23 protein-coding genes are annotated in these 23,526 nt (G+C 71.9%); 12 read left to right on the forward strand and 11 right to left on the reverse strand.

The window, feature by feature from the left end; genetic code table 11:
• Positions 1-132 precede the first annotated feature (132 nt).
• Positions 133-831 carry a FadR/GntR family transcriptional regulator gene (locus tag ABRP24_RS10380; RefSeq protein ID WP_071244817.1) on the forward strand — a complete coding sequence of 233 codons (699 nt, stop codon included), beginning with the start codon at positions 133-135 and terminating at the stop codon, positions 829-831.
• Positions 832-955: 124 nt separating this feature from the next.
• Here ABRP24_RS10380 and ABRP24_RS10385 read toward each other — a convergent pair whose 3' ends face one another.
• The 5 genes from ABRP24_RS10385 to ABRP24_RS10405 all read right to left on the reverse strand — a co-directional run bounded on the left by ABRP24_RS10385 (position 956) and on the right by ABRP24_RS10405 (position 4,393).
• Positions 956-1,561 (reverse strand): GNAT family N-acetyltransferase, encoded by a 606-nt coding sequence (locus ABRP24_RS10385; RefSeq protein WP_027465815.1) that lies wholly within the window; start codon positions 1,559-1,561, stop codon positions 956-958.
• A 9-nt stretch (positions 1,562-1,570) separates the two neighbouring features.
• Entirely contained in the window at positions 1,571-2,254 is a 684-nt protein-coding gene (locus ABRP24_RS10390) for a uracil-DNA glycosylase (RefSeq protein ID WP_349848743.1), read from the reverse strand.
• 5 nt (positions 2,255-2,259) lie between these two features.
• Positions 2,260-2,979 (reverse strand): Type 1 glutamine amidotransferase-like domain-containing protein, encoded by a 720-nt coding sequence (locus ABRP24_RS10395; protein ID WP_111056349.1) that lies wholly within the window; start codon positions 2,977-2,979, stop codon positions 2,260-2,262.
• Positions 2,976-3,503: a phosphoribosyltransferase gene (locus ABRP24_RS10400; RefSeq protein ID WP_051596753.1), complete on the reverse strand. Its 528-nt coding sequence runs from the start codon at positions 3,501-3,503 to the stop codon at positions 2,976-2,978. Before ABRP24_RS10400 ends, ABRP24_RS10395 begins: the two co-directional genes overlap by 4 nt.
• Before the next feature lie 116 nt (positions 3,504-3,619).
• Complete coding sequence (locus ABRP24_RS10405) at positions 3,620-4,393, reverse strand: SDR family oxidoreductase (RefSeq protein ID WP_027465819.1); 774 nt, start codon at positions 4,391-4,393, stop codon at positions 3,620-3,622.
• Between the two features lie 122 nt (positions 4,394-4,515).
• Here ABRP24_RS10405 and ABRP24_RS10410 point away from each other — a divergent pair, with 122 nt between their 5' ends.
• The 6 genes from ABRP24_RS10410 (at position 4,516) to ABRP24_RS10435 (ending at position 12,032) form a co-directional block, all read left to right on the forward strand.
• A complete protein-coding gene (locus ABRP24_RS10410) occupies positions 4,516-5,604 on the forward strand; it encodes an acyltransferase family protein (RefSeq protein WP_349848746.1) in 1,089 nt (362 codons plus the stop codon).
• A gap of 280 nt (positions 5,605-5,884) precedes the next feature.
• A complete protein-coding gene (locus tag ABRP24_RS10415) occupies positions 5,885-7,216 on the forward strand; it encodes a bifunctional o-acetylhomoserine/o-acetylserine sulfhydrylase (RefSeq protein ID WP_027465821.1) in 1,332 nt (443 codons plus the stop codon).
• 244 nt (positions 7,217-7,460) lie between these two features.
• Positions 7,461-8,663, forward strand: a complete 1,203-nt coding sequence (locus tag ABRP24_RS10420) for a homoserine O-acetyltransferase (RefSeq protein WP_138803632.1) — start codon at positions 7,461-7,463, stop codon at positions 8,661-8,663.
• Between the two features lie 133 nt (positions 8,664-8,796).
• Positions 8,797-9,954: an ATP-binding protein gene (locus tag ABRP24_RS10425; RefSeq protein WP_027465823.1), complete on the forward strand. Its 1,158-nt coding sequence runs from the start codon at positions 8,797-8,799 to the stop codon at positions 9,952-9,954.
• Positions 9,951-11,273, forward strand: a complete 1,323-nt coding sequence (locus ABRP24_RS10430) for a hypothetical protein (RefSeq protein WP_051596754.1) — start codon at positions 9,951-9,953, stop codon at positions 11,271-11,273. Before ABRP24_RS10425 ends, ABRP24_RS10430 begins: the two co-directional genes overlap by 4 nt.
• Positions 11,274-11,360: 87 nt before the next feature.
• On the forward strand, positions 11,361-12,032 hold the full coding sequence (locus ABRP24_RS10435; protein ID WP_017888182.1) for a response regulator transcription factor: 672 nt from the start codon (positions 11,361-11,363) through the stop codon (positions 12,030-12,032).
• A gap of 168 nt (positions 12,033-12,200) precedes the next feature.
• Here ABRP24_RS10435 and ABRP24_RS10440 read toward each other — a convergent pair whose 3' ends face one another.
• The 4 genes from ABRP24_RS10440 to ABRP24_RS10455 form a co-directional block, all read right to left on the reverse strand.
• Positions 12,201-13,466 (reverse strand): MFS transporter, encoded by a 1,266-nt coding sequence (locus ABRP24_RS10440; RefSeq protein ID WP_214560959.1) that lies wholly within the window; start codon positions 13,464-13,466, stop codon positions 12,201-12,203.
• 124 nt (positions 13,467-13,590) lie between these two features.
• On the reverse strand, positions 13,591-13,770 hold the full coding sequence (locus tag ABRP24_RS10445) for a hypothetical protein (protein ID WP_111056343.1): 180 nt from the start codon (positions 13,768-13,770) through the stop codon (positions 13,591-13,593).
• A gap of 114 nt (positions 13,771-13,884) precedes the next feature.
• Positions 13,885-14,193 carry a thiamine-binding protein gene (locus ABRP24_RS10450; RefSeq protein ID WP_301581296.1) on the reverse strand — a complete coding sequence of 103 codons (309 nt, stop codon included), beginning with the start codon at positions 14,191-14,193 and terminating at the stop codon, positions 13,885-13,887.
• Positions 14,190-15,503, reverse strand: a complete 1,314-nt coding sequence (locus tag ABRP24_RS10455; protein ID WP_349848750.1) for a hypothetical protein — start codon at positions 15,501-15,503, stop codon at positions 14,190-14,192. The genes ABRP24_RS10450 and ABRP24_RS10455 overlap by 4 nt, the downstream gene beginning before the upstream one ends.
• A gap of 83 nt (positions 15,504-15,586) precedes the next feature.
• On the opposite strand from ABRP24_RS10455, the gene ABRP24_RS10460 reads away from it, so the two are divergent.
• A complete protein-coding gene (locus ABRP24_RS10460; protein WP_232750214.1) occupies positions 15,587-16,297 on the forward strand; it encodes a YceI family protein in 711 nt (236 codons plus the stop codon).
• 360 nt (positions 16,298-16,657) lie between these two features.
• Here ABRP24_RS10460 and ABRP24_RS10465 read toward each other — a convergent pair whose 3' ends face one another.
• The gene (locus tag ABRP24_RS10465; RefSeq protein WP_349848753.1) at positions 16,658-17,518 is read right to left on the reverse strand and encodes an ADP/ATP-dependent (S)-NAD(P)H-hydrate dehydratase; all 861 of its coding nucleotides are present in this window, start codon (positions 17,516-17,518) and stop codon (positions 16,658-16,660) included.
• 24 nt (positions 17,519-17,542) lie between these two features.
• Between ABRP24_RS10465 and ABRP24_RS10470 the strand changes: the two genes are divergently transcribed.
• The 4 genes from ABRP24_RS10470 to ABRP24_RS10485 all read left to right on the forward strand — a co-directional run bounded on the left by ABRP24_RS10470 (position 17,543) and on the right by ABRP24_RS10485 (position 21,917).
• Complete coding sequence (locus ABRP24_RS10470; RefSeq protein ID WP_027465829.1) at positions 17,543-18,175, forward strand: HAD family phosphatase; 633 nt, start codon at positions 17,543-17,545, stop codon at positions 18,173-18,175.
• 9 nt (positions 18,176-18,184) lie between these two features.
• Positions 18,185-19,267, forward strand: coding sequence for an NADH:flavin oxidoreductase/NADH oxidase (locus ABRP24_RS10475; protein WP_027465830.1), 1,083 nt, complete (start codon positions 18,185-18,187; stop codon positions 19,265-19,267).
• A gap of 156 nt (positions 19,268-19,423) precedes the next feature.
• The gene (locus ABRP24_RS10480) at positions 19,424-20,824 is read left to right on the forward strand and encodes a hemolysin family protein (protein WP_111087819.1); all 1,401 of its coding nucleotides are present in this window, start codon (positions 19,424-19,426) and stop codon (positions 20,822-20,824) included.
• A 55-nt stretch (positions 20,825-20,879) separates the two neighbouring features.
• A complete protein-coding gene (locus ABRP24_RS10485) occupies positions 20,880-21,917 on the forward strand; it encodes a hemolysin family protein (RefSeq protein WP_027465832.1) in 1,038 nt (345 codons plus the stop codon).
• A 96-nt stretch (positions 21,918-22,013) separates the two neighbouring features.
• Here the strand turns inward: ABRP24_RS10485 and ABRP24_RS10490 are convergent, their stop codons facing one another.
• Entirely contained in the window at positions 22,014-23,453 is a 1,440-nt protein-coding gene (locus ABRP24_RS10490) for a GuaB1 family IMP dehydrogenase-related protein (protein ID WP_349848756.1), read from the reverse strand.
• Between the last annotated feature and the right edge of the window lie 73 nt (positions 23,454-23,526).

The following is a 23,526-nucleotide window of genomic DNA, read 5'->3' on the forward strand; positions in this document are numbered from 1 at the left end:
CGACCCTCAATAATCTGATTAATCAGACTATACGACGTCGTCCCGCGCGCCAACCGCCCGTCTCCGGAGTCTGCCGCTTCGATGGGACCGGCGTCACGACGACCGCGTGACCCGTACTGCACGGAGGAAACGATGCCCACCGCACGCGGACTGCACGCCCACGTGCTCGACACCCTGGGCCAGCGGATCGTCGACGGCGACCTGGCCACAGGTGCCGTCGTCCGACCCGAACTGGTGGCCGACGAGTTCGGGGTGTCCCGCTCGGTCGTCCGCGAGGCCCTGCGCGTCCTGCAGTCCCTCGGCCTGGTCGAGCCCCGGCAGCGCGTCGGCACGCTCGTCCGCGACATCACCGCGTGGGAGCTGCTCGCCCCGACCGTGATCCGGTGGCGCGGTACCTCACCGGCGTACTTCGTGCAGCAGCGGGAGCTCGTCGAACTCCGGCTCGGCGTCGAACCGGTCGCGGCGTCCCTGACCGCCGGCTGCGAGGGCGCGGACGCCGTGCTCGCCGCCGCCGAGGACATGCTCGACGCCTGCGGGCGCGAGGACAGCCGCGCCTACCTGGAGGCCGACGTCCGCTTCCACCGTGCACTGCTCACCGGGTCGGGGAACGCCGTGTTCGCGCACTTCGCCGGCACGGTCGAGGCCCTGCTCCGCACCCGCACGTCGGAGTCGCGCGACCCCATCACGCGCTGGACGCGCGAGGCGGCGCTCCGGCACCAGGCCGTCGGACGCGCAGCGGTCGACGGTGACGCGGACGCGGCGGCTGCGGCCGCCACCGCGCTGCTCCGCGTGACGCGCGACGAGTTCATCACCGAGGCGCCGGCGGGCTGACCCGGCCACGGCGGTCCGGCGCGACCAGGGGACGGCCTGGAGGCGCGTGCCGGGCCCGCCACGGGCCTCCCGTCCGCCCTGCCCACGTTCGCCTGCGTGACGCGCGTCGACCGCGTCGGCTCCGTCAGCGTCGTCGCGCGAACAGCCGCGGGCCGCGCAGGCGCAGCCGCATCGTGACGGTGCCGAGCCAGCGGTCGTACTTGTAGCCGACCTTGCCCATCCGGCCGACCTCCTCGAAGCCGAGCCGCTCGTGCAGCCGGATCGACGCCTCGGCCTGGCGGTCCGCGATGACGGCGACGACCTCGCGCACGCCGGCCGACCGGCACTCGTCGAGCAGCGCCTCCATCAGCGCGCGGCCGAGCCCCTTGCCGCCGGACGCGGCACCGAGGTAGATCGAGTCCTCGACCACGTGGTTCGAGCGGTCCCGGGGGTTCCACGCGTCGACCAGGGCGTACCCGAGGATCTGCCCGGCGGGGTTCTCCGCCACCAGGAACGGCAGGCGGCGCTTCCGGATGTCGTCGTAGCGCTTCTTCCACGCGGCGTACGTGAACGCCGCCGGGTCGAAGGTCACCGACGAGTTGCGGACGTAGTGCGTGTGGATCTCGCGCACGTGGGGCAGGTCCCCCACCTCGGCCGCACGGATGCGGTACTCGAAGGCGGTCTCGGTCGCCGCCGGGGCACGCAGGTGTCGCGGCAGGACCCGCCGTCGCTGGTATTCCTCCTCGAGCACGTGCCGAGCCTACTGAGCGGGCAGCGTCCAGTCGACGGGCGGTGCGCCCTGCGACTCGAGCAGCGCGTTCACCTGCGAGAACGGGCGGCTGCCGAAGAACCCGCGCGACGCACTGAGCGGGCTCGGGTGGGCCGAGGCGACGACCGGGGTGTCACCGAGGAGCGGTCGCACCGACCCGGCCTGTGCGCCCCAGAGCACGGCGACGAGCGGGGTGCCACGGGCGACCAGCGCGCGGACGGCCTGGTCGGTCACCGCCTCCCAGCCCTTGCCGCGGTGGCTGCCGGCCTCGCCCGCCTGCACGGTGAGCACCCGGTTGAGCAGCAGGACGCCCTGGTCGGACCAGGCCCGCAGGTCACCGTGCTGCGGCGGGGTCACCCCGAGGTCGTCGGCGAGCTCGCGGTAGATGTTCGCCAGGCTGCGCGGCACCGGACGGACGGCGGGGTCGACCGCGAACGACAGACCGATCGGGTGGCCCGGCGTCGGGTACGGGTCCTGCCCGACGACCAGCACCCTGACGGCGTCGAACGGGGTCGTGAACGCGCGCAGGACGTCGCCGCCGGCGGGCAGGTAGTGGCGACCGGCCGCGGTCTCGTCCCGCAGCCATGCGCCGAGCCGGTGCACGTCGGCTTCGACGGGTGCGAGCACCGACGCCCAACCGGGGTCGACCAGGTCGGCGAGCGGCCGGGGTTCCACGTCGGCTACGCGCCCATGGTGGCGACGGCCACCGACTCCTCGCCGGCCATCACGCGCCAGACGCTGCCGGTCCCCCGGACCTCGAGCGCGCCCTCGCCGACGACGAGCGTGGTGTCCTCGTCGATCGCGAGTCCGGCGGTGACGAACTCGGCCTCGGCACTGGCGATGAGCCGCGCGAGGGTGCCGGCCTGCACCGCGTGCACGTCGATGGTCAGGTCGACCAGGCCGAGGCCCTCGCGGAGCTCGACCTCGTCCAGCCCCTCGGACGCCGCCTCGGGGCAGATCTCGACGCCGCCGATGCGCCAGCCGCCCACCAGGGCACGGTCGGCGGCGATCATCGCACCGGCCGAGTAGCCGAGGTAGGGCAGACCGTCGGAGACGAGCAGCCGGAGCTGGTCGACGAGCGGGGCGATCGCCGCCAGGTAGTCGGGGGTGACGCCGCCACCGACCACCAGGGCATCGACGTCGCTCAGGACCGTGGTGTCGAAGACCTGACCGGCCGCGACCTCGGTGACGAGCACCTCGGCCGTGCGCGGGCCGCCGAGGACCTCGGCGATGTCGGCGGTCGATGACGGGCTGCCGCCGTCCGGGCCCGCCACGGAGAGCAGGGCGATGCGCGGGACGCTCCGGCCGACCGCTGCCGAACGGGCGGTGGCCTCGGCGAGGAACGGCGCTGCGGCGTCCGAGGCGGCGAACAGACCGCCGCCGACCAGGTGGATGCTCACGACTCGGCCGTCACGGGGGCGAGGGCGCTCCACGGGAACGTGATCCAGCCGTCGACCCGACGCCAGACGTGGTCGGGCTCGAGGACGGTGCCGGGCTTCGAGTACAGGCAGGCGCTCCGGACGTCGGCACCGGCGTTCCGGATGATGTCGACCACAAGGCGCAGGGTGCGGCCGGAGTCCGACACGTCGTCGACGACGAGGACCCGCTTGCCCGCCAGGCTCGGGGCGTCGAGGGCGGGGGCGAGCACGACGGGCTCCTCCAGCCGCTGCTCGACGTCGGTGTAGAACTCGACGTTGATCGAGCCGCACTCCTTGGTGCCGAGCGCGTACGCCACGGCGCCGGCGATGATCAGTCCGCCGCGGGCGACGGCGACGACGACCTCGGGCTCGAAGCCGCTGGACAGGACGTCCTTGGCGAGCAGGCGTGCGGCGTCACCGAACTCCAGCCAGCCGAGTACCTCGGGCCCGCTCGTCACGGTCACGGTGGACGGAGCCGCGGGCTCGGGTTCGCTGCTGATCGGCATCCGACCACGGTACCGGCAGGGAGCCCACGCCCGCGACCCGCGGCCGCCGCCCGGGCGCTGCGCGGGTCCGGCGTGGGCGCTGCGCGGGTCGGGCGCGGGTGCGGCGCGGGGGCTGCTCAGCGGGGCGTCAGCGGGCCGCGCGCGAGCTTGTGCTGCGCCGACTGCGCCACCGGCCGGATCGTCACGAGGTCGAGGTTCACGTGCGCCGGCAGCTCCACCGCGTGTACGATCGCCTCGGCGACGTCGTCGGCCACGAGCGGCTCCGGCACGTCGTCGTACACCGCGGCGGCCTTCTGCTCGTCCCCGCGGAACCGGGTGAGCGCGAACTCGTCGGTCTTCACCATGCCCGGGGCGATCTCGACGACGCGGATCGGCTCACCGTTCAGCTCGAGCCGGAGTGCACCGACCAGGGCGTGCTCGGCGAACTTCGCGGCGTTGTAGCCGCCACCGTTCTCGTACGCGACGAACCCGGCGGTGCTGGTCACCGTGACGATGTCCGCTCCCCCGGACACGCGAGCACGGTCGCGCAGGTGCGGCAGCAGCGCGGAGACGACGCGCTTCGTGCCGATCACGTTGACCTCGAACATGGCGCGCCAGTCGTCGACGTCGGACTCCTCGACACTCGCCGAACCGAACGCCCCACCGGCGTTGTTCACGAGCACGTCGGCACCGCCGAGGTCCGCGACCCGCGCGGCGAGCGCCGCCACGTCGTCGGCGTCCGTGATGTCGGCGACCAGGGTGTCGGCCCCGGTCTCCGCGGCGAGCGCCTCGAGCTTCGCGGCGCGGCGGGCCACGGCGAGCACGTCCCAGCCCCGTGACCGGAACAGCCGGACCGTGGCCGCCCCGATGCCCGAGCTCGCTCCGGTGACGACTGCGCGCCGTGCTGCCATGTGATCTGCCTCCTGCGTCGGTGACCGGGCGCGTGGTGGCCCGATCCGACCACCGTACCGAGCGGGACGGTTCCGGCACCGCACCGGGCCGTCCAGATCACGATCCGGTAACGTGACCGGCGATGACGACGGATGCCGCCCCTCCCGCCCCCTCGGCCCCGGCGACGCAGCTCGAGCCCGGTCGAGCCCCGCGCCGGATCCCGATGTGGGACACCGCGCGGTTCGTCGCGGTCACGCTCGTGGTCATCGGGCACGCGATCCAGCGGCAGACGCCGGCGAGCGAGCACGCCCTGGCGCTCTACACGTTCATCTACGCGTTCCACATGCCGGCGTTCGGCGTGATCAGCGGGTACTTCTCGTCGGCGGACACCCCGACGGCGAAGCGGATGCGCCGGACGATCACGGACATCGTGGTGCCGTACATCATCATGCAGACGATCTGGACCGTGGTGCAGGGCATCGTCGAGGGCGGCAAGGACTTCAACCCGACGAAGCCGACGTGGACCCTGTGGTTCCTGCTGGCCCTGGGCATCTTCAAGCTGATCCTGCCGTACCTGGCGCAGCTGCGGTGGCCGCTGTTCTGGGCGGTCGTGTTCAGCATCGGCGTCGGCTACTTCGACAACGTCGACTCCACGCTCTCGCTGTCCCGCGCGATCAGCCTGCTGCCGTTCTTCCTGCTCGGGTGGCAGGTCAAGCAGTGGGGCGTCTTCGACCGCTGGTACGAGGCGTCCCGTCGCACGGTCGTCCGGGTGCGGATCGCCGCCGTCGTGGTGTTCACCGCGTGGGCGGTGTCGTGCGCGGTCTGGATCCCGCAGTTCAAGGAGTTCGACCTGCACCACTGGTTCTTCTACGACGACTCCTACTCGGGGCTCGGCGAGGATGCCTGGTGGGCGGGTGCGGTGCGCTTCGGCCTGATGCTGCTCGCGACCCTGCTGACGGCGTCGTTCCTGGTGCTCGTCCCCCGTCGGAACGTCTGGATCACGCAGTTCGGCGCCGCGACGATGTACGTCTACCTGCTCCACACGTTCGTCCTCTACCCGATCCGGGAGTCCGGCGTCCTGGCCGGCGAGCACTCGGCCTGGCCGTTCGTGCTCCTCATGGTCGTCATCGCGTGCGTCGTGAGCCTGTTCCTGGCGCAGCCGTTCGTGCGGCGCGGGATGCGGTGGCTGCTCGAACCGAAGGTCGACTGGCTGTTCCGCCGCGACGCGTGACATCTCCGCGCAAGCAGTCGTCTTCGCTGCGCTCAGTCGGCAGCGCGCGATGTCGCGGCAGGCCGCGACGGATCCCCCGTGGTCGCCGCCGTCAGCCCCGGGCACCATCCTGGCCGGGAGGCGCGGGGCGGGCCGGGCGGGCGCGTTACGTCCCGAGGCGGGTGCGGTGGTGCGGGCCCGACCACCTGCGTACCGTGACACCCGACGCACAGCAGCGCCGAGCCTCCGGGCCGAGCGCAGGGCGACCCGACGACCAGCCGCACCGGACAGGAGCACCAAGATGACCGAGCACGACGCCGCGCAGTGGCAGTTCGAGACCACCCAGGTCCACGCCGGCGCACAGCCGGACCCGACCACGGGCGCCCGAGCGACGCCGATCTACAAGACGACCTCGTACGTCTTCGCGAACTCGGACGAAGCACGCGACCTGTTCGCGCTCGCCAAGCCGGGCAACATCTACTCCCGGATCATGAACCCGACGAACGACGTCGTCGAGCAGCGGATCGCCGCACTCGAGGGCGGGTCCGGGGCCCTGCTCGTCGCGTCCGGCCAGGCTGCCGAGACCTACGCGGTGCTCAACATCGCGGGGGCGGGTGACCACATCGTGTCGTCGTCGTCGATCTACGGCGGCACGTACAACCTGTTCAAGTACACGCTGGCGAAGCTCGGCATCGAGACGACGTTCGTCGAGGACCAGGACGACCTCGAGGAGTGGCGCCGCGCGGTCCGCCCGAACACGAAGCTGTTCTTCGCGGAGACCATCGGCAATCCGAAGATCAACGTCCTCGACATCACGGGCGTCAGCGACGTCGCCCACGAGTCCGGCGTCCCCCTGATCGTCGACAACACGATCGCGACGCCGTACCTGATCCGTCCGTTCGAGCACGGCGCCGACATCGTGGTGCACTCGGCCACGAAGTTCCTCGGTGGCCACGGCACGGTCATCGGCGGGATCATCGTCGACGGCGGGAAGTTCGCCTGGTCGCAGCACGCCGACCGGTTCCCGGAGTTCAACACGCCCGACCCGTCGTACCACGGTGCGGTCTTCGCCGAGGCGGTCGGCAACGAGCTCGCGTACATCGTGAAGGCCCGGGTGCAGCTGCTCCGCGACCTCGGTGCGTCGAACTCGGCGGACACGGCGTTCGCGCTGCTGCAGGGCATCGAGACCCTGTCGCTCCGCATCGAGCGGCACGTGTCCAACGCGCAGGAGATCGCGGAGTGGCTCGACCAGCACCCCGACGTCGCCACCGTCGCCTACGCCGGTCTGCCGACGTCGCCCTGGTACGCCGCCGCGAACCGGTACGCGCCGAAGGGCGTCGGCGCCGTGCTGTCGTTCGAGCTCAAGGGCGGGGTCACCGCGGGCAAGGCGTTCGTCGACAACCTGCGGCTCTTCTCGCACCTGGCGAACATCGGCGACGTCCGTTCGCTCGTCATCCACCCGGCGTCGACCACGCACTCGCAGCTCACCCCCGAGCAGCAGCTCACCACCGGGGTCACGCCCGGCCTGGTGCGCCTGTCGGTCGGCATCGAGAACATCGCCGACCTGAAGGCCGACCTCGAGGCCGGCCTCGCCGCGGCCCGGGTGATCGCGCAGGAGAGCCAGCGCGCGTAGGTCCCGCGCGGCCTGCCTGCCTGACTGCCTGGCTCCCTGCCTGCCTGCCGACGCAGAACGACAGGGTCGACGTCGTACGACATCGACCCTGTCGTTCTGCGTCGTTCCAACGCGCCCAACGCGCCCGACCCGCCCGACCCGCCCGACCCGCCCGGCGCGCCCGCGGCCCGGACACCCGGCCACGCGCCGGGCGTGACGTAACACGGCGGCGGCGACCCGTGCCTCCCGGCAGACTGGACGCACGATGGACTGGCAGACGACCCCCGAGGACTCCGTGCCGTCCACCCTGGTGCCCGGCACCGAGCTCGGCACCCTCGGCAAGCCGCCCGTGACCGGCGCCTGGCGTCCCGGTGACCACCCGGGTGCACGCCACTTCGAGTCCCTCGGCGAGCAGTGGGTGCGCGGCGGCCGCCTGCCGTCCGTGCGCGTGGCGTACGAGACGTGGGGCACGCTCAACGCCGCCCGCGACAACGCGGTGCTCGTCCTGCACGCGCTGACCGGGGACTCGCACGTCGCGGGTGCCGCCGGCCCGGGCCACCGCACCGCCGGCTGGTGGGGCGACGTCGTCGGGCCCGGGCGGGCGATCGACACCGACCGGTGGTTCGTGATCGCGCCGAACATGCTCGGCGGCTGCCAGGGCACCACCGGGCCGTCGTCGGTGTCGCCGTCGGGCGCGGAGTGGGGCGCACGGTTCCCGTTCGTGACGGTGCGCGACCAGGTCGAGGTGCAGGCGCAGCTCGCCGACCGGCTCGGCATCGAGACCTTCGCGGCCGTCGTCGGCGGGTCGATGGGCGGCATGCACGCCCTCGAGTTCGCGGTCTCGCACCCGGCGCGCGTGCAGCGGCTGGCGGTCCTCGCGTCGACGGCGCAGACCACCGCCGACCAGATCGCGGCGAACTCGCTGCAGCGGGCGGCGATCCAGATGGACCCGGCGTTCGCCGGCGGCGACTACTTCGAGGCCGAGGCCGGCGAGGGACCGCACCGGGGACTGTCGCTGGCCCGGCGGATGGCGCTCATGACGTACCGCGCGTCGGACGAGCTGAACAGCCGCTTTGCGCGGTCCTGGCAGAGCGACGTCTCCCCGCTCGGCGACGACGGCCGGTTCTCGGTGGAGAGCTACCTCGACTTCCACGGCAACAAGTTCACACGGCGGTTCGACGCCTCGAGCTACGTCACGCTGACGTACGCGATGGACTCGCACGACGTCGGTGCCGGTCGCGGCGGGGTGTCGGCCGCCCTCGGGCTGGTGACCGCCCGGACCCTGGTGGTGGGGATCTCGAGCGACCGGCTGTTCCCCGTCGAGGACCAGCACCGGATCGCCGCGGGCGTGCCGGACGCGCTCGACGGGGACACCGCAGCGGTGATCGAGAGCGAGTTCGGACACGACGGGTTCCTCATCGAGCACGAGCAGGTCGGGGCGCACCTGCGGCGGTTGCTGGAGTCCTGAGCGGGCCCTGCCGCCACCGCGGCGCGCCGAAGACCCCCCAACGGGTGGCGCGCGTGGAATGATGGCGTGGAGCCCGGCACTGACCGACGCTCGGTTTCCCGCACCACCCAGATCGTCACCAACCAGGACATCGATGGACTTCATCGCACAGGAACGCGACCGCTTGCTGCGGTCGGCGACCCGTGTCGTGGGCATCGTCTGCGCGCTCGTCAGCGTCGTGGGCATCCTCTCCGCCGCCGCCGTGCCCACGCCGCCCCTCATCGGCGCACTCCTCTGCATCGCCGCGATGATCACCGCCCTCGTGTGCTTCGGTCGCGGCGGCGAGGTGTGGTGGACCGCCGCCATCGTCGTCGCCGGGCTCGCCACGATGGTGCTGCTCTTCACCGGCGTCGAGGACTCGGCCAGGCCCCTCGTCGCCAGCGCCGTCATGCCCCTGGCCGCCGGCGGGCTCTCGGCACCGCTGATGGCACAGCGCGGGCACCCGGTCGGTCTCGGCATCACCATCGCCGGGGGCGGTGCCGTGGTGGTGCTCATGGTGTGGGGGTCGGGCTCGCTCCTGTCGACCCCGGTCAGCGGCGCACTGCTCGGGTGGATCCTGATGGCCGTCGTGGCGATCTGGATCTCGCGCAGCATCCCCCGCGTCGCCCGCCGCATCTACAGCATCGGCACCGCCCACCGCGCCGAACGGCAGGCCAGCGAGACCGAGGCGCAGCGCCGCCAGGGTGCCCGCCTGCTGCACGACACCGTGCTCGCGACCCTGACGCTGCTGGCGCACTCCGGCGTCGGCGTCTCCGAGCAGGCGATGCGCGAGCAGGCCGCCGAGGACGCCCGACTGCTGCGGCACCTGCGCCTCGGTGCGACCCCGCAGCCCTCGCAGTCCGGTGACTACTCGCTCACCCGCGAAGAGGAGTCACCGCTCGGGCAGACCCTCGAGTCGGTCAAGCAGCGCTTCGGCCGGATGGGGCTCGAGGTCAGCTGGCACGGCACCGGGCAGGTCCTGCTGCCGTCGAACGTGCTCGACGCGTTCCTGCTCGCGCTCGGCGAGTGCCTCGAGAACGTCCGTCGGCACGCCGGCGTCGGCGAGGCCCACGTCACGATCGTCCACGACAACGAGGTCGTCCGCGCGATGGTCACCGACTCCGGCGTCGGCTTCGACCTCACCACCGTCAGTGCCGAGCGACTCGGCTTCAAGGAGAGCGTCGTGAACCGCCTGCGCGAGGTCGGCGGCGACGCGAAGCTCTTCTCCGCGCCGGGCTCCGGCACCACCGTCGTCCTGGAGGCACCGCGATGACCCGGGTCCCCGAGGACACCATCGGCCGCCGTCTGCCCGGCGAGACCGCACCACCAGCACCCCGCACCCGCCGCGAGGCACGCGAGCGGTACCGGACGAGCGAACGTCGCCAGGCCCGAGGGCTCCCGTCGACGTCCACCGGTGCCCGGTCCCTGCGGCAGGCCGCGAAGCCCGGCGCCTCGCTCGGTGCCGGCTACCTCGGCCTCGGCGCCGCGGTCCTCACCGCGATCGAGGCCGTCGCCGGCATCGCGTTCTTCCTGGTGCGCTGGAACGAGTACTCCGACCCGTGGTTGCCCGCCGTCGCCTGGGGGCTCTACGTCGTCGCCGCCGTCGGGGTCGGACTCAGTGTCCTGACCTACGGCGAACGACTGACGGGTCCGGCCTTCGCGTTGATCTGCGTCGTGCTGGCCTGCGTCGTCACGCTCGACTTCATCGGCATCTGGCCCGAGCACGACATCGCGCACACCGCGACCGCCTCGATGGCTGCGGGCTTCGCGCTGCTGCCGATCGCCACGCTCCGACCCGCCCGCGAGGTCGCCGTCGCCATCGGCGTGCTCGGCATCGCGTTCATCGTCATGGCGGTCGCGTCGACGCCGATCACGAACGACACCATGCCCGGCATCGTGTCCCTGCTGTCGCTCGTCGTCGTGCCGCCGGCGCTCGCGCTGTACGTCGTGCAGCGGTTCCGACAGCTCGTGCAGCGCGAGCTCGACCGGGTGCTCGTGCAGAGCAACGTGCAGGCACCGCAGTTCGCCGTCGGCATGCTCGCCTCGGACGAGCTCGCCCGGCTCGACCTGGCCGCCGAGAAGCTGCTCGACGCCGTCGCCAACGGTACCGACCCGCTGCCGTTGTCCGACGCCTCGAGCTCGGTCGCCGCGTCGCTCGCCACCGAGCTCCGCCTGCACCTGATCGAGGGCCGTCGCGAGACCTGGCTGTACCACGCGATCACCGAGTCCGACCACCTCGGTCGCTCGGTGAGCGTCGCCGACCCGACGGCCCTGGCGGGGCACCTCTCCCCCACCCAGCGCGACGGGCTGCTGCAGGCGATCTGGCAGATGGTCGGCGACGGCCGAACCGCCCAGCCCGGCATGCCCGTCGTCTCCGTCACGCTCGGCCCGATCGGCTCCGACGGCCATCCGGTCAGCGACGACACCATGGACGTGCCCGTCGTCATCGAGTCCCGCGGGGTGCCCCGGCGCAGCCTCGGCCCGACGGCCTGGAGTGCCCTGCAGCGCATCGGCCCGTACACCGAGACCGTCCGCGACGGCGCGCTGCACATCGTCGCGCACTGCGTCGTGAACCGACATCCGTCGATGTAGCCGCCGGACACCCGCACGCCTGACCGACTTCCGGCCCGGATCCTCCTAGGATCGGCCGAGCAATCCGCACCGAGAAAGGACGCCAGCATGGCGACTCCAGAGGAACCGATCCGACTCGCACTGGTCGACGACCACAGGATGCTCCTCGGCGCGCTCACGGAGTGGATCCGGAACGCGGCCGACGACATCACCCTGGTGGCCGCCGTCACGACCTGGCCCGAGCTCCTGACGAGCCCGGCGTTCCCGGTCGACGTGGTGCTGCTGGACCTGGACCTCAAGGACTCCATCCCGGTGTCGCTGAAGATCTCGACGCTCAAGACCGCGGGCGTCAAGACCGTCGTGATGAGCACGTACTCGGAGCCGAACGTCGTGCGCGAGGCCCTCGGCGCCGGCGCCCTCGGGTACCTGGTCAAGAGCGAGGACGCCGACATGATCGTCGAGGCGATCCGCTCCGCCCAGCGCGGCGAGCAGTACGTCTCGGCCGAGCTCGACCTCGCCATCAACAGCGGCGACGTCGGCGGTGTGCCGAAGCTCAGCGCCCAGGAGCGTCGCGTGATGGCCCTCTACGGCGGTGGTGAGCCCGTCAAGAGCGTCGCCTACCAGCTCGGCATCTCCGAGGAGACGGCGAAGAGCTACCTCAAGCGCATCCGCGAGAAGTACCGCGTCGCCGGCTTCGACGTGGGTACGAAGGTTGCGCTCCGGAAGCGTGCGATCACCGACGGCATCATCGTGCAGGACGGCAGCCCCCTGGGGCTCTAGCGCGCGTCGCGCGTTCCGCTTCGTGAGCAGCAATGGTCGGGTCCCGTGACGGGACCCGACCATTGCTGCTCACCATGTGCGGTGGCCGCACCACGTGACGGACGGGAGGCCCGTGGCGGCGTCGCCACGGGCCTCCCGTCCGGTGGGTGCGTGCGCACACCCCGCGTGTCAGGCCGTCGGGACCGGTGCGGTGATCGGACCGGTGGACGGTGACGAGGAGCGGACCGCGGCACGACGGGTGCTCCGCCGCTCGACCGCGTAGCTGACCATCGTCACCAGGACGCCGAGCAGCGCCAGGCCGATGCCGAGCCAGCCCGGTGCGAGGAACCCGAAGCCGGCGGCGATGACCGCGCCGCCCAGGGCCGCACCGATCGAGTTGCCGATGTTGAACGCCGAGTGGTTCAGCGCCGCCGCGATCGTGCGGGCATCCCCGGCGACGTCCATCAGGCGCGACTGCACCGCCGGCGGGATCGCCGACGAGGTCGCCCCGAGCAGGAACGCGCCGAGCAGCATGCCCCAGAGCCACTGCGCCGTCAGGACGGTGATGAGGAGGGCGCCGATGAGCGCGAACATGCCGACGTAGATCGTGCGCTTCACACTGTGGTCGGCCAGGTGTCCGCCGAGCACCCCGCCGACGACCATGCCGATGCCCACGACGACGAGCACGATCGGCACGAACGACTCGGGCATCCCGGTGACGTTCTGCACGAGCGGCGAGATGTACGAGTAGACCGCGAAGAACCCGCCGAACCCGACGGCGCCGAGGCCCATGACGATCCACACCTGGGGCACGCGGAACGCCCGGAGCTCGCGGCCGATCGTGGCGTGCTCGTCGCGGGCGCTCTTCGGCACGAAGGCCGCGACGGCCAGGAACGTCAGGGCGAACAGCGCGGCGACGACGCCGTAGGCGACCCGCCACCCGGCCACCTGTCCGACCCACGTGATCGCCGGGACCCCGACGACGTTCGCGACCGACAGGCCGAGCAGCACCATCGCGATGCCCTTGCCGCGCTTGCCCGGGCCCATCATGTCGCCGGCGACGATCGACGCGATGCCGAAGTAGGCACCGTGCGGCAGACCCGCGACGAAGCGGGCGACGAGCACCAGACCGAACGAGGGCAGCAGCGCGCTCGCGATCGTCGCGACGACGAACCCGACGAGCAGCACGAGGATCAGGCCCTTGCGCGGGAACCGGGCGGACATCGCCGCGATGGTCGGCGCACCGACGACGACCCCGAGGGCGTACGCGCTGACGAGCCAGCCGGCGTGGGCGATCCCGGCGTCGGGATCCATGCCGTACTGCTCGGGGAGCAGGGCCTGCGCGATGTTCGGCAGCAGCCCCATCGCGACGAACTCGGTCGAGCCGATGGCGAACCCGCCGAGGGCGAGCGAGATGAGCGCGAGGGTGCGACGCGCAGGCGTGAGCTGTGACATGGGGCCTGTTCTCGTGCGGGCGGAGCGGGACGACGGTGCAGCACCCCACCGGACGGGGCGGCCGTGATGTCCTGGTCCATCGAGTGTAGACCGCTCCAACGGACCAGCGAAAGCCCGCCGGAGGTCAGGCCGCCTGGCGCTCCGGCGTGCGGGTCCGTGCCGAGGTCTGCTCGGGCAGCTCGTCGCGGTGCACCCATCCGGTGCCGCACTCCGCGCAGGTCGCCCAGGCGTTGTCGCCGTGTTCGTCCGTGTCGATGACGACCGTTCGCAGGTCGCAGTCGGGGCACCAGCCGTCGTGCATCATCACGCGCTCCTCGTCGTCTCGCAGGCCACCCGATGTGGCTCGATGCAGACCATGAGACACCCGACCACCGACATCCGAGGGACCGCTCCGGCGTGTCGTCCGTGCCGCCGCGGGCTACTCGCCGAGCGCGGCCTCGAGCCGTTCGAGCTTGCCGTCGATCTCGCCGGTGTGCCCGGGGCGGATGTCGGCCTTGAGCACGAGCGACACCCGCGTGCCGTACGCACCGACGGCCTCGGTGGCGTGCTTGACGACGTCCATGACCTCGTCCCACTCCCCCTCGATCTCGGTGAACATCGACGAGGTGCGGTTCGGCAGCCCGCTCTCGCGCACCACGCGCACGGCGGCCGCGACGGCGTCGTGCACGGACCCGTCGGACGTTGCAGCGGGACCACCGGACGGAGCGACGGAGAAGGCGACGATCATGCGTCCATCCTGCCCGGCTCGGGCTGGTCGTGCACGGACGGCGACGAGCGCGCCGACACCCGTCCGGACCCCGCGCGACGCCCCATCCGCACCAGCACGACGACGCTCCACACCAGGATCGCCACCTCGAGCACGTTCCGCACCGTGAGCACCACGAGGATCCACGGCTGCACGCCGAGCAACTGGTCGTAGTAGCCCGGGTAGACCACCTGCGTGAGCAGGGCCATCGGCAGCGCGAGCACCGCGATCGGCACGAACCGACGCGCACTCGGGGCGCTCGCGGCGAGCCCCCACACGATCGGCACCGCCAACCAGCCGATGTACTGCGGCGACCCCACCTTGTTCGTCGCGATGAGCGCCGCCACGAACAATAGCGCCAGGACCGGCGCGAGCTCGGCCCGACGGGCACCCCGGCGGGCGGCCCAGAGCGCGAGCACGACCCCGGCCACCACGACGACGGCCATCAGCGGCGTCGACACCGCGGCGGCGGCGGACGTGCCGGCACCGGACACCTCGAAGGTCAGGATCTCCTGGTCGTAGAACACCGCCGCTCCGGGGACACCGAACGCAGCGGCCCACATGAAGGGCGTCGCGAGCGGTGACTCGATCTGCAGCCCACGGCCGGTCTGCTCACCGACGAAGGACAGCAGGTACGGCGCACCGCCCCACAGCACGTCGACGAGCACGATCAGGGCGCTCAGCACCAGGGCTCCGGCGAGCACACCCCGGCGGTGTCCGCGACGCAGGAGCAGCAGCACCGCGACGAGCGCCGCGGGCCACACCTTCGTCCACGCGCCGGCGGTGAAGAGTGCGGAGGCGACGGCCGGCCTCGAGGCGACGAACGCCACGCCCACCAGCGCGAACACCGTCGCGACGGTGTCGATCCGACCGAGCGCGATCGGCCCGAGCGCGAGCAGGAACAGCAGCCACCACCAGACGACCCGCACGCCGTGCACGCCGAAGCGGTCGGACGACCCGACGCGGGCCCGGAACCGCCACAGGAACGCGCACGCCACGGCGTCGAGCACCACCATCAGCAGCAGCCAGCCGGTGCCGATGGACTCGACTCCCCCGAGCGCCGCGGCCGCCATCGGCACGATCGCCAGGATCGGGTACACCCAGGCGCCGTCGACGCCGACCCAGAAGTCCGCAGTCTGCCCGGTCTCGATCCAGCGGCTGTAGGTGATGGTCACGTCACCGAGCGGCAGGTTCGCCGACACGAGGGTCAGCCACCACAGGAACCCGTGCACGGCGACGAACGCCAGGACGAAGCCGGCGAGTTCGAGCCACCGGGTCGAGGTCCTCTGCACCGGACGAGCGTAGCGGCCGGACCGGGGGCGATCGCCGTCACGATCTCAGGCTCTCCCGAGCATGACGTGTCACCGTTCAGCTCGTGACCTCCGACACCCCGCGCAAGCGCCGCAAGGCCGTCATCTGGATCTCCGTCATCGCCGCCGTCGTCGTCCTCGGCGTCGTCGGCGCGGTGGTCTTCACGAACGTCTACACGAGCACCGAGAACGCGAAGGCCTCGGCCGCGCCGTCCGTCGCCGCCACCCGCGAGGCCTCCACCCTCGACGAGACGGACCTGTCCGGCGAGTGGACGGTCGGCGGCGACTCCGAGGCCGGGTACCGCGTCCACGAGGTCCTGAACGGCTCCGACGTCACCGTCACCGGCCGCACCGACAGCGTGGCCGGCACCGCGACCGTCGACGGCACGAGCATCACCGCCGCGAAGATCACGGTGCAGGTCGCCGACATCACCACCGACTCCGACCAGCGCGACGCCTACTTCCGCGACTCCGCGATGGACGCCGCGGCCTTCCCCGAGGCCACCTTCGAACTCACCACGCCGATCGCCGACGCGGTCCCGAGCGGCTCCGACACGACGACCGTGACGGCTCCGGGGAAGCTCACCCTGCACGGCGTCACGAAGGACGTCACCGCGAAGCTGCAGGTCGGCCTGAACGGCGACGGCGTCGACATCTCCGGTTCGGTCCCGATCACCTTCTCGGACTACGGCGTCCAGGCCCCGAGCCTGGGGTTCGTCAAGGTCGACGACGCCGGTTCCGTCGAGTTCCTGGTGCACGCGACCCCCGCGAGCTGACGTCCGCGACGCGCGTCGCGCCCGTGACGTGACCGCAATCGGACGGGAGGCCCGTGGCGACGCCGCCACGGGCCTCCCGTCCGTCCCACGCTCGCGTCGACAACAGGCGACACCACCGATGTCGTACGACACCGACACTGTCGTCACCCCGCGCCTGCAACGAACGACGAAGCCGATGTCGTACGACCTCGACGCTGTCGCTCCCACGCACCCGCAACAGTCAGCGCCTGCAACGAACGACGAAGCCGATGTCGTACGACCTCGACGCTGTCGCTCCCACGCACCCGCAACAGTCAGCGCCTGCAACGAACGACGAAGCCGATGTCGTACGACGTCGACACCGTCGTTCCACGTCGACGACTACCCGCGCGCGTCCCCGTCGACGACCAGGTCCCGCACGACCCCCGGCAGCTCGGCGATGAGCGTCGTCATCGGGAACGGTCCGCCGCCGGACGCCCGCCGCGCCGCGAGTCCGTGCACCACGGCGGCCGACACGGCCAGGTGGGCGAGGTCCGACGGGGTGAGCGACGACCCGGCCGTCTCGACGGAGCCCTGCCGCGCGGCGACGAGCGCTCCGAGCACGCCGCCCAGCACGTCCCCGGCACCGGCCGCCGCGAGCCACGGCGTCGCGGACGCAGCCACGAGCCGCACCGACCCGTCCGGGGTGACCACGTGGGTCCGCTCCCCCTTGAGCAGCACGACGCTGCCGGTCTGCTCGGCAGCACGGAGCGCCGCGGCGGCCGGGTCCTGCTCGATCTCGGCGCGATCGACCCCCAGGAACGAAGCGAGCTCACCGGCGTGCGGGGTGAGCACGGCGAGCGGCCCGAGGTCGACGAGCGGGATCGCCCCGGCGTCGACGACGACCGGGACGCCGTCGTCGGAAGCGTGCGAGAAGCCCGACGCCGTCGTCGCGTCCAGGTCACCGAGCGACGGCGCCGAGACACCGGAGCCGACCAGCCAGGCCTGCACGCGGCCGACGCCGGACACGACCTCGGGGCGCCGGGTGAGCACGTGGTCGGTGGCGCGTGACGGTCCGACGTACCGGACCATGCCGACGCCGGTGTGCACGGCGGCGTCGACCCCGAGCACCGCGGCGCCGGGGTACTGGTCGGAGCCGGTGGCGACACCGAGCACCCCGCGGCGGTACTTGGTGGACTCCCCCGTCGGCACGGTGACCCAAGGGGCGGCATCGGACGGTCGGACGGGCACGAAGTCGTTCACCGGTCCCACGTTACGGTGGAGCGCATGAGCCTGTTCCTGCCTGGTCGCGTGGTGGTCTTCGACTACGGCGAGGTGATCAGCCGGACGCCGCATGCCTCTCGGGACGCCCTCGTGGCCGCCACCGGGGTCCCGGCGGACGAGCTGTTCCCGGTGTACCAGGAGCTCCGGCACGACCTGGACCGCGGCGACCTGTCCGTCGTGGCGTACTGGCGTGCGATCGCGGAACGGACCGGACGGACCTGGAGCATCTCGGAGATCCACCGGTTCTGGGCGATCGACTTCACCGGGTGGTTCGAGGTCGAGCCGGAGACCCTCGAGATCGTCGAGGAGCTGCACGACGCCGGCACCCGTTTGGCCCTGCTCTCGAACGCGGGCTTCGACTTCGGTGACCCGTACCGCCGCTCCCCGATGGGCTCGCTGTTCGAGACCGTCGTGGTGAGCGCCGAGGAGCACGTCCTGAAGCCCGCGGCATCCATCTACCGCGACACCTGTGCGCGCTTGGGAATCGACCCGGGTCAGATGGTGTTCGTGGACAACAGGGCCGAGAACGCCACCGGTGCGGAAGCGATCGGGGCGGTCGGCCACCACTACACGTCGCCGGCGTCGCTGCGGTCGTTCCTGACGGAACTGGCCGAGGCGCCGGCACCCGTCCTCTGAGGAGCCCGCGTGACGCACGCCCTGTTCGACCCGATCACCGTCCGTGACCTGACCGTCCGCAACCGCATCTGGGTCTCCCCGATGTGCCAGTACTCGGTGGACCAGCAGGACGGCGTCCCGACGCCGTGGCACCTCGTGCACCTGGGCGGGTTCGCCAAGGGCGGCGCCGGCGCGGTCGTGGTCGAGGCGACGGGTGTCGTGCCCGAGGGACGGATCACCCCGCAGGACCTCGGGCTGTGGAACGACCAGCAGCGCGACGCGTTCAAGCCGATCGTCGACTTCCTGCACGAGCAGGGCGCCGCGGCGGGCATCCAGCTGGCGCACGCCGGTCGCAAGGCGTCGACCTACCGCCCCTGGGACACCACACACGGCACCGTCCCCGCCGACCAGGGCGGCTGGACCACGGTCGCTCCGTCGGCCGTGGCCTTCGACGGCTACGACGTCCCGCGCGAACTCGCGGTCGAGGACATCCGCGTCGTCGCCCTCGCCTTCGCGCAGTCCGCCCGCCGCGCGGTCGAGGCCGGGTTCGACCTGGTCGAGATCCACGCGGCCCACGGCTACCTGCTGCACCAGTTCCTCTCGCCGCTGAGCAACCAGCGCACCGACCAGTACGGCGGCTCGCTCGAGAACCGTGCCCGCGCACTACTCGAGGTCGTCGACGCCGTGCGCGCCGAGGTCGGCGAGGGCTTCCCGATCGTCGTCCGGTTCTCGGCCACCGACTGGGTCGACGGCGGGCTCACGCTCGACGAGACCACGGTCGTCGCCCGCTGGGCCGCGGAGCACGGTGCCGACCTGGCCGACGTGTCGACCGGCGGCAACGTCGCGAGCGCGCCGATCCCGGTCGGCCCCGGCTACCAGGTGCCGCACGCGGCGGCGATCAAGCGCGACGCCGGCATCCCGACGATCGCCGTGGGCATGATCTCCGAGGCGTTCCAGGCCGAGCAGATCGTCGCGACCGGCCTGGCCGACGTCGTGATGATCGGTCGCGAGATGCTCCGCGACCCGTCGTTCGCGCTCCGTGCCGCCGTCGAACTCCGCGTGCCGGTCGACTACGAGCCGCAGCAGTACCACCGCGCGCGGATCACGGCCTAGGCGCGGTCGGTTCTGTACGGATTCACGGTTCAGCGACCGCGCAGGCAGTACGATTGGCAGCACTGTGGACGATCCCCCGAATAGTTCTTCGCCTCACTCATCCGCCGCTCACTCGGTGAGCTGCACGTCATCCCTGTGCGCGAACGGGGGTGAATCATGAGTCCGATCGACATCGTCATGCTGATCGGCGGCATCCTGCTGACCCTCGGCACGGGTGTCTTCGTCGCGTCCGAGTTCGCACTGGTCAACCTCGACCGCGCGGACGTCGAAGCGCGGCGCGACCGCGGTGAAGCCGGCCTCGCACCGGTCATCGGCGCGCTGAAGGTCACCTCGACGCACCTGTCCAGCGCACAGCTCGGCATCACGCTGACCACGCTGCTGACCGGCTACCTGCTCGAACCCTCGATCGCGAAGCTGCTCGAGGCGCCGTTCCTGGCGATGAACCTGCCAGAAGGCATCGTCGAGACCGTCGGCTCGATCGTGGCGCTCGTCATCGCGACCCTGCTGTCGATGATCCTCGGCGAACTGGTGCCGAAGAACTTCGCGCTCGCGCTGCCCCTGCAGACCGCCAGGCTCGTGGTCCCGCTGCAGATCGCGTTCACGACGGTCTTCAAGCCCGCCGTCGCGCTGCTGAACGGCACCGCGAACGCCGTGCTCCGGTCGCTGGGCATCGAGCCGCAGGAGGAACTCTCCGGTGCCCGCAGCGCCGAGGAACTCACCTCGCTGCTGCGCCGCTCGGCCTCCGAGGGCTCGCTCGAACAGGACACCGCGACGCTCCTCGAGCGCACCATCTCGTTCTCCGAGCTGAGCGCCAGCGACGTGATGACCCCGCGCCCGAGGCTCTCCACCATCCGCGTGTCCGAGTCCGCCGAGGACGTCATCGCCCTCGCGCGCAAGACCGGCTTCAGCCGCTTCCCCGTCATCGAGGAGGACGCGGACGACGTCGTCGGCATCGTGCACGTCAAGCAGGCGGTCGCCGTGCCGCGTGAGAAGCGTCCGGAGGTCCCCGTCGGGGCCCTCATGACGGACGCCGAACGCGTGCCGGAGACCATGCCCGGCGACACCCTGCTCGCCGAGGTCCGCGGCCGCGGCTACCAGATGGTCATCGTCGTCGACGAGTACGGCGGCACGGCCGGGGTCGTCACGCTCGAGGACCTGATCGAGGAGATCGTCGGCGAGGTCTCCGACGAGCACGACCGCGCCCGCATCGACGTGGTCCGCTCCCGTGACTGGCTGACCTTCCCCGGTCTGCTGCGTCCCGACGAGCTCGAGGACCGCGCCGGCGTGAAGGTGCCCGAGGAGGGCCCGTACGAGACCGTCGGCGGGTTCGTCATGTCGACGCTGGGCCGTCTGCCCGTCGTCGGCGACGAGGTGCCCCTGGACGGCGGCGTGTTCCGCGTCGAGCGGCTGGACGGCCGTCGGATCGACCGCATCCGCTGGACCCCGACGCGGCCGTCGACCGACACGGCGGCGACCGCGATCATCATCCCGTCCACCAAGAGCACCCCGACCACCACGAAGGCCGCGGCCACCACGACGAAGGGCAGCACCCGATGAGCTCGGACTCGATGATGGGCGCAGCGGGATCTTCTGGCTGCAAGGAGGGACTGCGATGAGCTCCGATTGGTGGGGCATCTTCTGGCTCGTCGTCCTGTTGATGGGCAACGCGTACTTCGTCGCGGCGGAGTTCGCGGTCATCTCGGCTCGCCGCTCGCAGATCGAGCCCCGCGCCGAAGAGGGCTCGAAGGCCGCGCAGATGACGCTGTGGGCGATGGAGCACGCCACCCGCATGCTCGCGACGACCCAGCTCGGCATCACGGTCTGCTCGCTGCTCATCCTGAACGTGTCCGAGCCGGCGATCCACCACCTGCTCGAGGTCCCGCTGCACCTGACCGGCTGGAGCGCCGAGGTGATCGGCACCGTGGCCTTCGTGTTCACGCTGCTGCTCGTGTCGTTCCTGCACGTGGTGTTCGGCGAGATGGTGCCGAAGAACATCTCGTTCTCGATGCCGGACCGCGCCGCGCTGCTGCTGGTGCCGACGCTCTGGTACATCGGTCACGGCCTGCACTGGGTCATCGTCGGCCTGAACGAGGTCGCGAACGCCGTGCTGCGGCTGTTCCGCGTCGAGCCCAAGGACGAAGCGGTGAGCGCCTTCACGGTGGAAGAGGTGCAGACCATCGTGGAGCAGTCCCGCCGCGAGGGCACCCTGACCGACGACGGCAAGCTCGCCCTGGCGTTCGAGTTCACCGAGAAGAAGGTCCGTGACGTCGCCGTGCCGATGGCCGAGCTCGTCACCCTGCCCGACGACGCCACCCCGGCCGACGTCGAGCACGCCGTGGCGCAGCGCGGGTTCTCCCGCTACGTGCTCGTCGGCGAGGACGGCTCCCCCACGGGCTACGTGCACGTGAAGGACGTCATCGACCTGCGGCCGGACGAGTTCGACGACCCGGTGCCGCCGAAGCGCATCCGCCAGCTCATCTCGCTCTACACCGAGATGGACCTCGAGGACGCGCTCGCGACCATGCGGGCCGCCGGGCGCCACGTGGCCCGCGCCTTCGACGCGGACGGCCGCACGATCGGTGTGCTGTTCCTCGAGGACATCCTCGAAGAACTGGTGGGCGAGGTCGAGGACGCAACCCGACGCCGGTAGACGCACCGGCAGACGGACGGGAGGCCCGTGGCGACACCGCCACGGGCCTCCCGTCCGTTCGTGGTCGCGACCAGGGCGACGCGCGCCCCGTCCGCGCTACCAGCTGACGGGCAGGGGCTTGCCCTCCTCGTACCCGGCGGCGGACTGGATGCCGACCAGCGCGCGCTCGGAGAACTCGGCGAGGGACGACGCGCCCGCGTAGGTGGCGGAGCTGCGGACGCCGGTGGTGATCATGTCGAGCAGGTCCTCGACGCTCGGGCGCTCCGGGTCGAGGTAGATCGTCGACGACGAGATCCCCTCGGCGAAGAGCGCCTTGCGGGCCCGCTCGTACGGGTCGAGCCGCTCGAACCGCTCGCGCACGGCCTTGGCCGAGGCCATGCCCCAGCTCTCCTTGTACGCCTTGCCGGCGGCGTCACGACGCAGGACGCCGGGGGCCTCGAGCGTGCCGGCGAACCACGAGCCGATCATGACGGCGGACGCCCCGGCTGCCAGCGCGAGGGCGACGTCGCGCGGGTAGCGCACCCCGCCGTCCGCCCAGACGTGCGCGCCGAGCGAGCGGGCCGCCGCCGCGGTCTCGAGCACGGCGGAGAACTGCGGACGACCGACGGCCGTCATCATGCGGGTGGTGCACATGGCACCAGGGCCGACGCCGACCTTGATGATGTCCGCTCCGGCCCCGACCAGGTGCGCGACGGCGTCGGCGGTGACGACGTTGCCTGCGACGAGCGGGATGCCGAGCTGCAGCGACGCGACGGTGCGGAGTGCGCGGAGCATGCCGTCCTGGTGTCCGTGCGCGGTGTCGAGGACCAGGACGTCCACGCCCGCGGCTGCCAGCGCCTTCGCCTTGGCGGCGACGTCGCCGTTGATGCCGAGCGCCGCGGCGACCCGGAGCCGGCCGGAACCGTCGACGGCGGGCGTGTAGATGTCGGAGCGGATCGCGCTCGTCTGGCTCGTGGTGCCGACGACCCGGCCGTGCCGCACCACCGGCGCGAAGTCGACCTCGGCGGCCGCGAGCACGTCGTACACGTGGCGGGGCGTACCGGCGTCCTCGGCGTCGATCGCGGTCGAGGCGCCGTGCAGCAGGTCGCCGAGGACGGCGTCGGGGCCGGCGGTGCCGAGGCGGGTCGCGGGCACGCAGCCCAGGTACTCCCCGTCGGCGTCGCGGATGACCACACCACGGCCGGCCACCGGCAGGAGCTGCTCGAGGGCCTCGGCGACGGTGGTCTGCGCGCCCATGTCGTAGGCGGTGTCGAAGTCGACCGGCTGGTCCTTCACCCAGCGGATCGCGGCGTCGAGGTCCTGCAGGTGCATGTCCTGCGGCAGCACTCCCAGACCACCGCGGCGGGCCAGGGTGGCGGCGAGCCGGGGGCCGGTGACGGAGTTCATGTTGGCGCTGACGATCGGGATCGTGGCACCGCTACCGTCGTTCGCCGCGAGGTCGACGTCGAAGCGGCTCGTCACGCCGGAACGGCTCGGGACGAGGAAGACGTCGGAGTAGGTCAGGTCGTGCGTCGGCCGCGTCTCGTAGAACCTCATGCGCTCCACTGTACGGCTCCCGTCAGGGCCCCGACCGGGTGCTCGGGGGCTGCCGACTCGCGCCGCGGCTGAC

Source organism: Curtobacterium sp. WHRI 8282 (assembly GCF_040223925.2).
GTDB classification, from domain to species: domain Bacteria; phylum Actinomycetota; class Actinomycetes; order Actinomycetales; family Microbacteriaceae; genus Curtobacterium; species Curtobacterium flaccumfaciens.